14 protein-coding genes are annotated in these 13,489 nt (G+C 64.7%); 10 read left to right on the top strand and 4 right to left on the bottom strand.

Annotated features, from left to right (window positions below; genetic code table 11):
- Positions 1-80: 80 nt before the first annotated feature.
- The gene (locus GZH91_RS12845) at positions 81-3,344 is read right to left on the bottom strand and encodes an AAA domain-containing protein (RefSeq protein WP_147071431.1); all 3,264 of its coding nucleotides are present in this window, start codon (positions 3,342-3,344) and stop codon (positions 81-83) included.
- Positions 3,345-3,842: 498 nt separating this feature from the next.
- Complete coding sequence (locus tag GZH91_RS17725; protein WP_174861827.1) at positions 3,843-4,049, bottom strand: hypothetical protein; 207 nt, start codon at positions 4,047-4,049, stop codon at positions 3,843-3,845.
- 273 nt (positions 4,050-4,322) lie between these two features.
- On the opposite strand from GZH91_RS17725, the gene GZH91_RS12835 reads away from it, so the two are divergent.
- Entirely contained in the window at positions 4,323-4,637 is a 315-nt protein-coding gene (locus GZH91_RS12835; protein WP_147071429.1) for a DUF736 domain-containing protein, read from the top strand.
- Positions 4,638-4,699: 62 nt separating this feature from the next.
- Here the strand turns inward: GZH91_RS12835 and GZH91_RS12830 are convergent, their stop codons facing one another.
- Together GZH91_RS12830 and GZH91_RS12825 are read right to left on the bottom strand one after the other, a co-directional pair.
- Complete coding sequence (locus GZH91_RS12830) at positions 4,700-5,335, bottom strand: hypothetical protein (protein WP_147071427.1); 636 nt, start codon at positions 5,333-5,335, stop codon at positions 4,700-4,702.
- Positions 5,336-5,381: 46 nt separating this feature from the next.
- Positions 5,382-5,672: a helix-turn-helix domain-containing protein gene (locus GZH91_RS12825; RefSeq protein ID WP_147071425.1), complete on the bottom strand. Its 291-nt coding sequence runs from the start codon at positions 5,670-5,672 to the stop codon at positions 5,382-5,384.
- 320 nt (positions 5,673-5,992) lie between these two features.
- Between GZH91_RS12825 and GZH91_RS12820 the strand changes: the two genes are divergently transcribed.
- The 9 genes from GZH91_RS12820 to GZH91_RS12780 all read left to right on the top strand — a co-directional run bounded on the left by GZH91_RS12820 (position 5,993) and on the right by GZH91_RS12780 (position 13,488).
- A complete protein-coding gene (locus GZH91_RS12820; protein WP_147071423.1) occupies positions 5,993-6,343 on the top strand; it encodes a DUF2958 domain-containing protein in 351 nt (116 codons plus the stop codon).
- A 369-nt stretch (positions 6,344-6,712) separates the two neighbouring features.
- Positions 6,713-7,468, top strand: a complete 756-nt coding sequence (locus GZH91_RS12815) for a DUF7011 domain-containing protein (RefSeq protein WP_147071421.1) — start codon at positions 6,713-6,715, stop codon at positions 7,466-7,468.
- 126 nt (positions 7,469-7,594) lie between these two features.
- Positions 7,595-7,891 carry a helix-turn-helix domain-containing protein gene (locus GZH91_RS12810; protein WP_147071419.1) on the top strand — a complete coding sequence of 99 codons (297 nt, stop codon included), beginning with the start codon at positions 7,595-7,597 and terminating at the stop codon, positions 7,889-7,891.
- A 14-nt stretch (positions 7,892-7,905) separates the two neighbouring features.
- A complete protein-coding gene (locus GZH91_RS12805) occupies positions 7,906-8,784 on the top strand; it encodes a replication initiator protein A (protein WP_443098184.1) in 879 nt (292 codons plus the stop codon).
- A gap of 265 nt (positions 8,785-9,049) precedes the next feature.
- Entirely contained in the window at positions 9,050-9,688 is a 639-nt protein-coding gene (gene parA / locus GZH91_RS12800) for a ParA family partition ATPase (protein WP_147071416.1), read from the top strand.
- A complete protein-coding gene (locus GZH91_RS12795; RefSeq protein ID WP_147071414.1) occupies positions 9,685-9,957 on the top strand; it encodes a chromosome partitioning protein ParB in 273 nt (90 codons plus the stop codon). The genes parA and GZH91_RS12795 overlap by 4 nt, the downstream gene beginning before the upstream one ends.
- Entirely contained in the window at positions 9,954-10,487 is a 534-nt protein-coding gene (locus GZH91_RS12790; protein WP_147071412.1) for a DUF2840 domain-containing protein, read from the top strand. Before GZH91_RS12795 ends, GZH91_RS12790 begins: the two co-directional genes overlap by 4 nt.
- Complete coding sequence (locus tag GZH91_RS12785; RefSeq protein ID WP_147071410.1) at positions 10,484-11,095, top strand: S26 family signal peptidase; 612 nt, start codon at positions 10,484-10,486, stop codon at positions 11,093-11,095. The genes GZH91_RS12790 and GZH91_RS12785 overlap by 4 nt, the downstream gene beginning before the upstream one ends.
- 434 nt (positions 11,096-11,529) lie before the next feature.
- Entirely contained in the window at positions 11,530-13,488 is a 1,959-nt protein-coding gene (locus GZH91_RS12780) for a relaxase/mobilization nuclease and DUF3363 domain-containing protein (protein WP_147071408.1), read from the top strand.
- Position 13,489: the final 1 nt, after the last annotated feature.

The raw sequence follows: 13,489 nt of genomic DNA, 5'->3' as shown, positions 1-13,489 counted from the left end.
ATGACGCTGCGCGCTTCGCTTGCCTCTAGGCGATCGGTGTACAGCCCGCGCTCGGACTGAACCAAGCCCCGGCACGATTGCTAAGGTCGTACCTCCAATACCTCTTCGCACTTGGGAAGGCGCTGGAGCGGCAAGAGGTCCATGACATCGCAAAACAGAGCCCGGTTCTGCCAGTCGTTTCGGTCGCCGATCACGTAGAAGCGCCGCTTGGCCCGTGTGGCCGCCACGTTCAACAGGTTGGGTTCCGAGACCGCCCAATCGCGTGCGCCGGAACCTTCGGTATTGCCGCCCAACACCATGATGACGACCGGAGCCTCCTTGCCCTGCATGGTGTGGATGGTTCCGGAAACCATCGTGTCGCCGAGCAGGCGTTTGAGGTTTTCCTGTACAGCCTTGAAAGGCGTGATGACCGAGATGTCGGCCGCATCCACACCGTCCACGCGCAGCAGGGCGAGCAGTGCCCTCAAAGCCTCCCCTTCGGCCGGCACCCAGTTCCCGTCGGATGCTCCGCTGGCGTTAATCCATCCTGTCGGCAGGCGGGCGCGCGTCTCCTTGTCGGCGCGCGGTGCTATGGTGCCGTACACCATGGCGCCGTCGTAGGCGATGCGGTTGGCCAGCCCGTGCATCGGCTTGTCACAGCGCCGATGCGCGACCAAGGGCAGCCCCACCCACGTCTTGCTGTCGGCCGGTCCTGCCAGGCGGCCCCATGTCGTGGCCTGGTCCGCCAAGGTCTGCGCGGATTGTCTGTTGGGGAGCCAATGCGCATCGACGCGGTAGCGCGTGCGCATGTGTTCCAGCACTGAGTCGGACACGGTGACGATCGGCTTGAGCTGGAGAGGGTCACCCACCAGCAGCGCGCGCCGGGAACGCCACAGCGCCCCCACCGCTGCTTGCGGGGGGGCCTGTCCGGCTTCATCCACCAGCAGCCAACCGATCTCCCCCGGCCCCAATGAGCGGAAAGAGCGTGCGAACGAGGCAAAGGTGCTGCTGAGTACCGGCACAACCATGAACAACGAGGCCCAAGCCGAGCGAATCGCCTCGCGCGAGAGTCCCTGCAGGTGGGTGCCGGTCAACATCGCGTTGATCAGGAACAGGTTGGAGCGCATCCGTGCCGCCTCCAGCTCGAAGAACGTCCGATGCAGCTTCAGCGCCTGGATGAAGACACGCGCACGGGCCTGTCGCCAGCCCTCGATGTGCCAGGGTTCGGCCAGTTCGATGGCGTCGCCACGACCGATGACGCCGCCGCGCAGCCATGCCAGCAGATGGTCGGCCCGGCAAGCGCTGGCCAAATCGCTGGCCTGTTGCGTCAGGGATTGATCTTCCGCCTGCATTTTCCTCAACGCCTGCTGCCCACTGGCGATCTGCCGATCCAGTTGCTGCCTGGAGTCCTCGAACTGCTTGGCGAGCCGTGCGATGCGGTCGAACTCGGCCTTGGCGAGGCCATGCCGGTCTTGCAGCAGTTTCAGCGCAGTGTTCCAGGTGCGTGACGCGCCCCACAGACTGCATAAGTTCGCCCAGAACCTTGGCTTGCTAGCCTGGTGCTGAGCAAGCCCCTCCAGCGCATGTTTGAACGCCGCATTGGCGGGGCGGCCTTCCTCGGCATCCAGGCGCGCCTGTTGTTCCGTCGTGCGCACCAAGCGCTGTTCAAGCGCTTGCACGGTGGCGGTCGTTTCGGTGATCTTCTTCCTGGTCGTTTCCAGCGCCTGGATTAGTGTGCGGATGCGGGAGGCATCGGCGCATGCCGAGCGAACCTGCGCCTTGGCCGCCACGTACTCGGCGACCGCCTGTTGCCAAAGGGCTTGGCGTTCTTCCGGCCTACGCTCCTTGTTGAGCTGGCTGTGCCCGCCAAGCCATGCCATCAGGCCTTGCGGCGCTTTCTTCTGTTGTTGCGGAGATGCTTGCTGGCCATCGGCCTCGGCAGCAGCGGCCGGGCCGGCAAACAGGGTCTTGACGACATTCTCATCGTCGGTTTCGTCGCCGGCTTCCTCGTTGTTGCCCACCTTGTCTTGGCTGGCCGATGGACTCTGTCCGTAGAAGTAGCGGTCCACGAACGCCTTACGCCGCGCCTTGCTGCCCAGCGCGCCAGAGATCAATCCCCAGGCCGGCTTGCCGGTGATCAGCTCGCCCAGGTCGGCGAAGTGCTCGGCCTCGGGCAGCCAACTCTCGTCGATCTTGTCGCGCTGTGGCAGTTCAAGGGTGACGTTCTCCACAGCGCCGTTGTTGGACGAAGCGACCACGATCTCGAAGCCGTACAGCGAAGGATTGAGCTTGAAGGCGACCTGCTCCTTGCCGCCATCGTTGCTGGTTTCGCGCGCGTTGCTGGCGAAACCGTCCGATGCGCGGCGCAGCGTGGCAAGCACATCGGCCCGGCTGGTGATGATGGCGGCGATCAAGTCGCGTAGCAGGGTCGTTTTGCCCGTGCCCGGCGGGCCATTGACTCCCAGAAGTCCTTGTCCGTCAGCGAGCTTGGACAGAACGGTGTTCACGGCCAGTTGCTGGGAATGCACAAGCCCCAGGTGCCGTTCGGAGGGCCAGCAGCTATCGGCATGGGCCTGCGGCATCAGCCGCTCGATCAGCGACGGGGAAGCGTCGTCGCTGTCGATGTGCAGCCGCGGTTGCGGATCGTGGCGGCGCAGGTATTGGTTCAACGCTTCGCTCGCCACGCCCTTGCTGAGGCTGTCAGCAACTGTGGCAAGGTCGTCGAGCAGGAAGCTGTTGAGCGGATCGTCCTCCGATGCGGGCTTGTCGGGTTTGACGGGTTGGGAACGGAATCGCAGTGGTGGGCGCTCAACAGTTGCAAAGAAGTCCGCCACGCCGAGGAACTGCAGCACCCACCGGGTGAAGTCCCGCAGCGCATCGCCGGACACCTGGCCCTGTAGCTGCGTTAGCGCCTGCTCGGCGGCGGCCCGTTGATCGTCCTCGAAACCGCGTGTCCAATCATTTCTCGCCAGCGCCCGCCCGAGGAACCAGGCCTCGCTGGAGAGCACGAAACTGTCCTCCACAAGTTGCCCATTCAAGGTGAATTTTGCGGCGAACAGCGCTGACTCTCTGTGCTGCGGCTCGCGGTAGCCCTGGTCGGCGCCGTACAGTTCCTTGAGTGCGGCGGCGACGAGCCGACTGTCGTACAGGTGGGCATAGAGCGTATGGCTCCATTCGCGCTTGTCGGGAAGCGCCTGCTTGCTGACGATGCTCTCGGGCGCCCACGGAGGAATGGGGCGCGTGCAGGGTGTGTCGTGAAAGAATGCGCCATAGACGCTACTGCGCTTCTTGACCTTGGGGGCCGATTGCGGCTGCAGCAACTCGACTGCATGCCAGTAGCGGATGATGTTCTCTGGCTCCTTCAAGATGCCTTCCCTTTCATGCTCTTAATTTTCTTTGCGGTCCACGCCGCGCGTATTTGTTGTCCATCTGCTTGAATTGCCATGGACGCTATGCGTGTGCGGGACACCTCGGTGATGCGCTGAGCTTTCCATGATGCCATGCTATGGCTTTCCCACGAACGCTGTGCTACGCCCTCGTGGGGGCTGACGAAGAGGAAAGCGGGAACCGTGCAGCGTGCCGGCGCGCCGCCGGGCTTTCGGGCTGCGCCCCGTGCCGTCTTAGCCGTCACGGCCATTCGGCTTCAATCCCTCACGCCTTCGCGCCTGCGGCGCTGCGCGCTTCGCTTGCCTCCAGGGGGAAAGCCCTGCGGGCTATCCCCGCCGCGCGCAGCTTGGCGCCCCTGTGAGAGAGCCGAACCGGGTATCGCCGGATCGGCCTAGCCAGCGCGCCACCGCGATGGGCGGGGCTCTGGCGAACACGCCGTGGCTTGCTGCGGCAGGTTGTGTGAATGCGTGCCGTCGTCAACGCTGGCGGTTCTTGCCTATCACGTCCACGAAGGACGGTTCACAGACACCGCCCTGCATCGCCATGAAGCTTCCACGCCACACCTCAAGACAGGCGCCGCAGAGTGCGGCAGGGGCGTTCTCGCCTGTCGTCGGGTGGTTGACCTGGCCCGCGTCGGCAATCGTGCTGGTGCAGCCTTCGAGCGGGGATGTCGAGTCGGCCACATCTCCTTTCGGAGCGGTCGGCCCAAGGCGTCCTTGTCTCGTTGTGAATCCTGGTGGTGGCACGGCTGCGCCTCGGGCTTCATCGCTGCAACCGTCCGGCGCAAACAATTTCCCCGCCGCTGCGCGGCTTCCTCGCGGGACAAATTCTTTTCGCCTTCCGGTTCTCCACTGCGTTGCGACCGCAAGCGGTGCAGCCCGCCCGTCCCCCGCCGGCCGGATCACAACAAGGACGCGATGGGCGCGAGCCTTGTTCAACCGAAAGGAAAAATCATCATGGCCAACATCGGCACCTTCACCGCGGACAAAGACGGCTTCACCGGCACGCTGCGCACCCTGACGCTCAACGTCAAGGTCAAGCTGGTTCCCAACGACAAGGGCAGCAGCGAGAACGCCCCCGACTTCCGCCTGCAGGCGGCCAGTCACGACATCGGCGCGGCGTGGAAGAAGACCAGCGAGGCCGGGCGGGAGTACCTGTCCGCGACCCTCGACGATCCTTCGTTCCCGGCAACGGTCTATGCCCGCCTGATCGAAGGCGAGGACGGCACGCACGACCTGATCTGGTCGCGCAGCAAGCCCCAGGCGGCCTGACGGCCGCAGCGCCCCGCCCGTTGCGGCGGGGCGTCGGGGCCTGCTGGCAACCGCGGAAACGCTCAACCCATGACCCGGATGGGAGGCCGACCTTCAACCGGCATCTCCCATAACTGCTTTCGAGTCATACGAATACCCGGTCGGTTGATTTCTCTGTCGTTGGCCTTTTGCAGCATCCGGGCGATGGTTGTGCGGAGATGGTCCAACGTACAAGGCGTCTTTTCCAGGTAATCGTGAAAGCTGATGGTATTTGCCACGTCCTTTTCCCAGTTTCTGACCTGATGGATGCCGGCATAGAAGCCGCTGGGCGGGGGAACGATACCGACCTGCAGTTGCTTCAGCCAGTCGTAGATTTCCGGATACTTGTTCGATACGCCGGTTGGAATGATTAGTTGCTCGGGCATGCCATGGAAGAAGAAGTCTGGCTTCTTGGCCCATGCACGCGTCAGGAATTCAATTGGCGTCATGAGCGTCTTGCTGGTTCTCAGTTCCGCGTAGAAGGCTGAGGAGGTGTGGTCGGCCACGATGTAGTGGACGACATGCTCCTTGTCCGCTTCCTCCACCTTGTCGAGCTGCACTTCCATGGCCTTGTCTTGCCACTTCAGCCGCCTATCCTTCAATACATAGAGGTGCTTGGATGGCGTGACGAATAGCTGATGGATGTAGTTCGGATACGGGGAGCTGTAACGATTGATCATGCCGAAAACCTGAGATGAATTGTCCGGGGGGGGAACTACGGATTGCTCACATGGTATCCGACGTATCTTTCAGCTCGGCAATTTCACGGCGCACACGCTCCACAAGCAGGTCGACACCCTTGGCGTCGCCACCATATGCCAGAGCCAACAAGGTCATCGGGTGGATTTCCATCACCTCGCACAGCTCGGCCAGTTTGTTGAGCGTCGGGCTTTTCAGGTCGCGCTCCAGCGAACTCAGGTAGGTCCGGCTGGAGACATCGGAGAACGCCTCCTGGCTCAGACCGCGTGCCTTCCTGACCGTCTTCAGTGCCATCGCCAATGAGTTTTTCTCTGCCATCCCGTGGTTTCCCCAAAAACCAAGATGACAGTCGATTGCGCTCTACAGGGCTACAATCTATAGTGTTCATTCGATAGTGAGCCTTACGACTTTGCGCCTTTACAGAAATCCGCCTCTGCGGATTTCGCCAGAACCGGAGAGCCGCACTCATGTCTTTCCTGACATCCACAAATCCGCTTCTACGTTTCTGTCTCTGTACGGATTCGATGGCTTGCGCTTCCGTGTTTACACACGAAAGCGCGCATACGTTTCGGTGGTTCCACGCTTTCGCGGAAAGGCGGATTCGTGCATCCTCGGTTTCGTGGGGTTCCTGACTGACCATGCCCCAACCACTCACCACCGCCGACGAGCGAGCGCAACTGCTCGCCAACGGCGAGGCGCGCGCGGCAGGCCGAAGCATCGACCCGCTACCCGTGGTGCGGCTGTTCACGCCGGATGCGCACGCAACCTGGTTGCTGGCTTCGCTCGACCCGGCCGACGGCGATACGGCCTGTGGCCTCATCGACCTCGGCATCGGCATACCGGAGCTGGGAACGGTCAAGCTGTCCGATCTGGCGGCCATCGTCGGGCCGCGTCATCAGCCCATCCTGCGAGACAAGTATTTCCGCGCATCGCGGCCGTTATCCGAGTACGTCCGGCTGGCACAGATCGATGGCTCGATCCCCGACTGATCAAGCCGCATGGCCTCTGCTACGGGCGGCCATCCAGACACAGGCCGTTGCGGTGCATTGTGTCTTTTTCGGTCTGACTTATGACGTTGGCGATCTGAATTGCCACTCTTGCGCCAAGGTGGTACGTCCCTGACAAAAAAGGATATGACGCACAGCAAGGCTTGCAGCAGGGTCTTGTCTGCTGCGCTCCATTTCTGGGCTGCGCGGCCGTCGTATTCGGTCAATCCACGCAAGACTTCGGAGCCAATCAGACTTGACACCACGCCCTTGAGTTTATCCCTTTGGTAGTAGTGCGTTGATGTTTTGACGGCGTAGTTCCAACGTGCCGACGACCGCGGCGACGATCCCTGTCCAACAGGAGGTTGCGTCATGACTGATCGAAGCGCCGAACCTTGGTATCCCACTGCCGCGTATCTCTACGTACTGCATCTGGATGACTTGGCACTGGCCTGGGAGTATTTGCGCCGCCATCCCGACTATCGCCGCGACTGGCTGCACCGTCGCCGCAGGCTGGACGCTGCCCACGACTGGGGGCTGCGCATGCTGGAAGACCCAGCCTTGGATGCGCGCGACGCACATCCTGCCTGGCTTCCCGGCCATCCTTGTACAGCGCAACTTCACCCGGACATTGACCCGCCACCGGATGCCGTCGCGTTCGAGCTGTGGCGCATTCCCGGTCAAAAACACCTGGTCCACGATGGCCGACGCCTGATGCTCGCTGCGCGCTGGCCCGGCTGCTGCCTGCGCCTGACGCTGGCGCCAGGCTTGGATGACGGCATGGCCTACGTCTACGCTATTCGGTCCTGCAACATGCCTTGTGCGCACCATTGCACGCTCCGGGCCGAACTAGACAAGCTGGCCGTGGCCCCAGAAGGAACGCCCGCGGCAGCGGCCCGGCCACGGCCTGCGCCGACTGCGCTGCAGGAGTTGCACACCTTGCAGGCGCTCGACGCCAACTTGGCTGGGGCGTCCTTGCGTGAAGTTGCCGAGGGGCTGTTCGGCACCGATGCAGTGGTCAAAGGCTGGTATGCCGATGGCGGTCTGCGTTCCCGCGTGCGTCGCCTGGTGCGACGCGGCCTGACGATGATGCGCGGCGGATACCGGCGTCTGGCCCAACTCAAATAGCTTGGGGAGGGTCGTTTTGCATTCCCTGCAAAACGACCCTCAACGGGACGCATCGCTTTCTTGAGACTACCTCCATCTGGCCGCGCTGGTGCGGCCGGGCTGTCCTGACCGATGGAGGCTTACCCGATGCGACCCGCTCCCTTGCGGCCTGCTGCCGCACACGCTACGCAGCCGCAACCCGCTGCTGCTACACAACCTCAACGCTACCTGACGAACGACGAGGCCGCCGAATACCTGCGACTGTCGCCGCGCACGCTGGAAAAGCAGCGCGTGATTGGCGGCGGCCCGCGTTTCCGCAAGTTCGGCCGTCGCGTCATGTACGCGGTGGCCGACCTCGACGTTTGGGCCGACCAGCGCAGCTTCGAGGCCACGTCCGATCCCGAATATGCCGAGCACCACTCGGCCGACAGCCGTGCGCGCTGAGCGGCGCTTCGCCGGTGGCCATCACCATGCCCAGCCCATCGCTGCCGTCCCGATCATCGGGGCAGCGACCAACGCAGGAGCGGGAACAGCTCGACCTGTTCCGCGCGCTGCCGGGCGACATGGCGCCGCGCGACAGCCAGGATTTGATGGCCTTTCCGTTCTTCTCACTGGCCAAGTCGAAGCGCGTCCAGCCGATCGACTTCCGCGCCGGCGGCGTGACGATCCGCGTGGAGGGCACGCAGGAGCACGGCATCGCCACGATCTGGGATGCCGACATCCTGATCTGGGCGGCCAGCCAGATCGTGGAAGCGCGCGACGCTGGCATTCGCCCGTCGCGCCTCATGCGCGCCACGCCCTACGAGATCCTGCGCTTCATCGGACGCGGTACGTCGCTGCGCGACTACCAGCGCCTCAAGGCGGCCTTGGATCGGTTGCAATCCACCACGGTGGCCACCTCCATACGCGAGACGACCGGGCGGCGCCTGCATCGCTTCTCCTGGATCAACGAATGGAAGGAACTGGCCGACGCCCGCGGCACGCCGCTGGGCATCGAGCTGATCCTGCCGGACTGGTTCTACGCGGGAGTGCTGGACGCGGCGCTGGTGCTGACCATCGATCCGGCCTATTTCAAGCTCACGGGTGGTATCGAGCGCTGGCTGTACCGATTGGTGCGCAAGCACGGTGGCAAGCAACCGGGTGGCTGGCAGTTCGACTTCAAGCACCTGCATCGCAAGTCGGGCAGCACGGCCAAGCCTTACGACTTTGCCTGCGACCTGCGCACGCTGGTGGCGCGGCAGTCGATGCCGGGATACGTCCTGGGCATCGAGCGGATGCCGGACGACGGGGCCGAACTGCTGACCTTTCGGCCCGTGCTGCGGACGGCACGGGGATAACTCGGGGAGAAGCTGTGAATGGCCTCGTGCTATCAGGCGTGCCGGGTATCGTGCTATCGGGCGTGTCCCTATCGTGCTATCAGGCGTGCGAAACCACCGAAAACCCAATAGCGGCGCGGGTTTCCATCCCCTCTAACTTCCCTAACTTAAATTCTTTAACTAATAACAGAAGCGCGCCGTTTCGGTGGATAAATACCAAACGGCGCGACGCGCAGCGTTTCGCTCGGCCAAGAAGACCCGGTTTTCCAGCAAGGAGGACCGGGCCATGATCATCGCCTTGCTCAATCAGAAAGGCGGCGTCGGCAAGACCACGCTCGCCACGCACATCGCGGGCGAGCTGGCCATGCGCGGCCAGCAAGTCGTTCTGCTCGACGCCGACCCACAAGGCTCGGCGCTGGACTGGACGCAGCGGCGCGCCCAACAGGGCTTGCCGCGCTTGTTCAGCGCCGTAGGCCTCGCTCGCGAAACACTGCACCAGGAAGCGCCCGAGCTGGCGCGCAGGGCCGATCACGTCGTCATCGACGGCCCGCCGCGCATCGCCGCCTTGGCGCGCTCCGCGCTACTGGCGGCCGAGCGCGTGCTGATCCCGGTGCAGCCCAGTCCCTACGATCTGTGGGCATCTGCCGAGATGGTGGCGCTGATCCGCGAGGCGCAGGTGTTTCGGCCAACGCTGCGCGCAGCCTTCGCCATCAATCGGCGCGTCAGCACGACCATCATCGGCCGTGAAGCGCGCCAGACGCTCGCCGACCAGCCGCTGCCCGCGCTGCGTTCGGAAGTGCACCAACGCATCGTCTTCGCCGACAGCGTGGCCGCTGGTCGGTTGGCCCGCGAAACAGCGCCTGACAGTGCCGCCACGCGCGAGATCGCCGCGCTGGTCGATGAACTGCTGCGGTGGCCGACATGACCACAGAACGATCTACGCGCGGCAAGCGCGTCGGCATCGGTGTACGGCCGCCAGCGAATCCGCACGCAGAGGCATGGGTTCGCCAGGGCGAAGCCGACGCCTTGCAGAAAGGCGACCTCTACACCGCACGTCTGACCCTCGACATCACGCCTGCGATGCGTGCGCGCATCAAGGTGTCGGCCTTCACGCAAGGCGTGACTGTCGCCGAACTGCTGCGCGCATTGCTGGAGCGCGAGTTTCCAGAAAACTGCCTGGAGAACCGTCCATGAACACATCCGCTCCGGCGTCCACAGTTGCGCCGCCGCCATCGCTCGCGGTGCTCGCCAGCCAGACCGGCACTGCGTCGCTGACCCGCGTTTCGCTCGCCTACGTTGAGCAGCGCATCGACATCTATCTGCGCTTCGGCGAACCGGCGCGCACCGCCCGGCTCGACCACTGGCGGCGCGTCGCGATCTTCCCGCCCGGCGCGCTGTTCTGCCGCATCCGTTGGCACGCCAACGACTACGGCACGATCCGCTGGCAGCTCATGGTGATGCAGGCCTGCACGCCGCTGGACGCGGCGCAGCGCATCCCCGGTGTGCTGCCGGGCGCACGCCTGTTGCTGCACGCTGAGGGCGAGCCAGCCGTGCGCGCCGTGCTGGCACGGATCGACGCCATCGAGGCGCTGGGCATCGCTGCCATCGATGTGTCGCCGGCGTACTGGCGCACGCTAGGCAACCGTCTCGCTGCGCGCCTGGCGCTGCCCGAATACACCGCTGCACGGCACGCCGCCTGGCTAGCCGGGAGGACGTTCCCATGACGACAGTTTCTACGTCCGCCAACACCACGGGAACGGCGCCGCACCCTCGCTCACACTTGCGTGCTCGCCTCGCGCTGGCGGGCCTGTCCGCCTGTGGCCTCGCTGCGCTGGCCTGGGTGTCCTTCCTTCCTGACCACATGCGGCCGCTGCCGCGCCTGATCTACAACCCGTCCGACAGCGTGGCGGTTGGCTGGTATCGCGTCGATCCGGTCCAGCGCTGGGCCGACTCGCTGCAACATCCGTTGTCCGTGGGCAGCATCGTGTTGGCCCAGCTTCCGGCTGACGCTGCCGTGCTGGCAGCGCAGCGCGGCTACCTGCCGGCGCGTGTGCCGCTGCTCAAGCGCGTAGGCGCGGTGGCGCCGCAGCGAGTGTGCATCGTAGGTCGCAGCGTGCTCATCGACGGCGTGCTGGTGGCCGCTGTCTTGCCTGCCGATCGCATGGGCCGATCGCTGCCATTCTGGAAGCAGTGTCGGCAGCTTCATTCCGGCGAATTGTTCCTATTGAGCACGACCAACCCGGCGTCGTTCGACAGCCGGTACTTTGGGCCGATTGCTGCATCCACCGTGATCGGTGTTGCGCATCCGGTCTGGCTGGAAACGTGCCCATGATGGCTACCGATTCGCTGCGCTTCATCGTGCCATTGGGCGTGTCGTCGCTGGCCGTTGCCGTGTCGTTGCGCGGGCCGTGCGCGTGCATTCGCACCGCTCTTCGCTCAGCATCCGGAGCCCTCTTCCCACGCGCAGGCGTCTTGCCTCGAACGCGCCCGGCCGGTCGCCGTGGCCGCGTTCGCCGGCGGGCTGGCTGCAAGCAGCACAGCGCCACCGGGCCGCCGACGCCCAGAGCGAAAGCGAGGGGCAAAGGCGGAAGGCAAGATAAAAGGTTGCGGCACCCGGCCGCTTGAAAACCTTGTCTGCACATGGGGGTGGCGCGGCACGCGCCAAGGGGCAGCGGCGTGCCGCGAGAGTGCGCAATGCCGCACCGGCATTGGCGAAGGCGCGTGCTTCGCTCGCTGGACTGCGCCGATCTTGGATGGAGACACCACATGAGCAATCAAGACGACGATCGTTTCCGGGCGCGGCCTGGTGCGCCGAAACGGCGCGGCGATGCCTTCATCAACAAGGTGCTGCGCCAGACCAGCAAGGCTGGCGCCAAGCTCGGCAAGACGGTCGGCAAAGTCGGCCAGCGGCCGGGTTCCCGGCTGGGGCGCGGCCATGTCGCGGCCCGCTTCGCCGGGGTCTCGCTCACGCCAAACGCCCGTCGCGTGACGATCAAGGCGCGGCTGATCAATCTAGCCAAGGCTGGGCCGCGTTCAACCGCCGCGCACCTGCGCTACATCGAGCGCGAAGGGGTTGATCGCCAGGGCGGGTCGGGCCATGCCTACGGCCCGACAACCGACGCGGTGGACACCGCCGCTTTCGAGGAACGCGGACGCGAGGATCGGCACCAGTTTCGCTTCATCGTATCGCCAGAGGATGCCGAAGAGCTCGACGACCTGCGCACGTATACCCGCCACCTGATGGCGCGCATGGAGGCCGACCTGGGCACACGGCTGAACTGGGTGGCAGTGGATCACTGGAATACCGACAACCCGCATACCCACATCGTCCTGCGCGGCAAGGACGACACCGGAAAAGACCTCATCATTTCCCGCGACTACGTCGCCGAGGGGATGCGCCGCCGGGCCGCTGAACTGGCGACCGATTGGCTGGGGCTGCGCACCGAGTTGGACATCCAGCGCGCCATGCAGCGCGAAGTCGATCAGGAGCGGTGGACGGGACTGGATCGCACCTTGCAGCGCGAGGCCGCAGATGGCCTGGTGCGGACGGAAACGTTGGCCGAACCCCGGCTGCAACGCCAGCGGCAAATGCTGATCGGCCGTCTGCAGCGCTTGCAGCGCATGGGGCTGGCGACCGAGCAGCAACCCGGCGTATGGGCCATCCGTGCCGAGGCCGAGCCTACTCTGCGGGCCATGGGTGAGCGCGGGGACATCATCCGCACCATGCATCGCGCCATGAGCGGCAAGCAGCGCGAGCTGGCCGTGTTCCAGGCCGGCGAGGAAAGCCGTGCCATTGTTGGTCGCGTCGCCGGCAAGGGGCTGGCCAACGAGCTGTACGACAAGGGCTACCTCGTCATCGACGGGACCGATGGTAAGGCGCACTACGTTGCACTACCGCCGCGATCGGAATTGGAGCAATACCCAACTGGTGCCGTGGTGGAGGTGAAAGGCTCGACCGACGTGCGCGCGGCTGACAAAAACATCGCGGCGTTGGCCGTCGATGGTGTGTACCGCACCGATCATCACTTGGCCATCGTGCAGGGAAAGGCCATGCCGGACCGCGACCCACACGAAGTGGTGGCGGCACATGTACGGCGGCTGGAAGCCCTGCGCCGCATCGGCATCGTGGAGCGCATGGCCGAAGGCGTCTGGCGTGTGCCTGAGAGCCTGCCCGAGCGAGGCCGCCAGTACGATGCTCAGCGCCTCGACGGCGGCGTGGCGGTGGCGCTGAAATCACACCTGCCCATCGAGCGGCAAACCCGCGTGATCGGCGCCACCTGGCTCGACCAGCAGTTGATCGGCGGCGGCAAGAGGCTGGGTGATCTGGGCTTTGGCAGCGAGGTCAAGGACGCACTGCAACAGCGCGCCGATTTCCTGACCGAACAGGGGCTGGCCGAGCGGCGGGGGCAGCGCGTCGTCCTCGCGCGCGACTTGCTGACGACGCTGCGCAACCGCGAGTTAACGAAGGCCACGCAGGACATAGAAGCGGAAACCGGCCTGCAGCACCGGCCGGTTTCCGACGGGCAGCGCGTGAGCGGTATCTACCGGCGCAGCGTCACGCTTGCTAGCGGGCGCTACGCTATGCTTGATGACGGCATGGGATTCAGTCTGATTCCATGGAGGCCGGTGATCGAACAACGCTTGGGGCGCCAACTCGCAGCGACGGTTCGCGGCAGTGGCGTGTCTTGGGACTTTGAGCGGCAACGCGGACCATCACTGATCTGAA

This window comes from Sulfuriferula plumbiphila (assembly GCF_009938015.1).
In the GTDB taxonomy this organism is placed as follows: Bacteria; Pseudomonadota; Gammaproteobacteria; order Burkholderiales; family Sulfuriferulaceae; genus Sulfuriferula; species Sulfuriferula plumbiphila.
The sequence above is the reverse complement of the archived record's forward strand: the minus strand, read 5'-3'. Positions and strand labels throughout refer to the sequence as shown.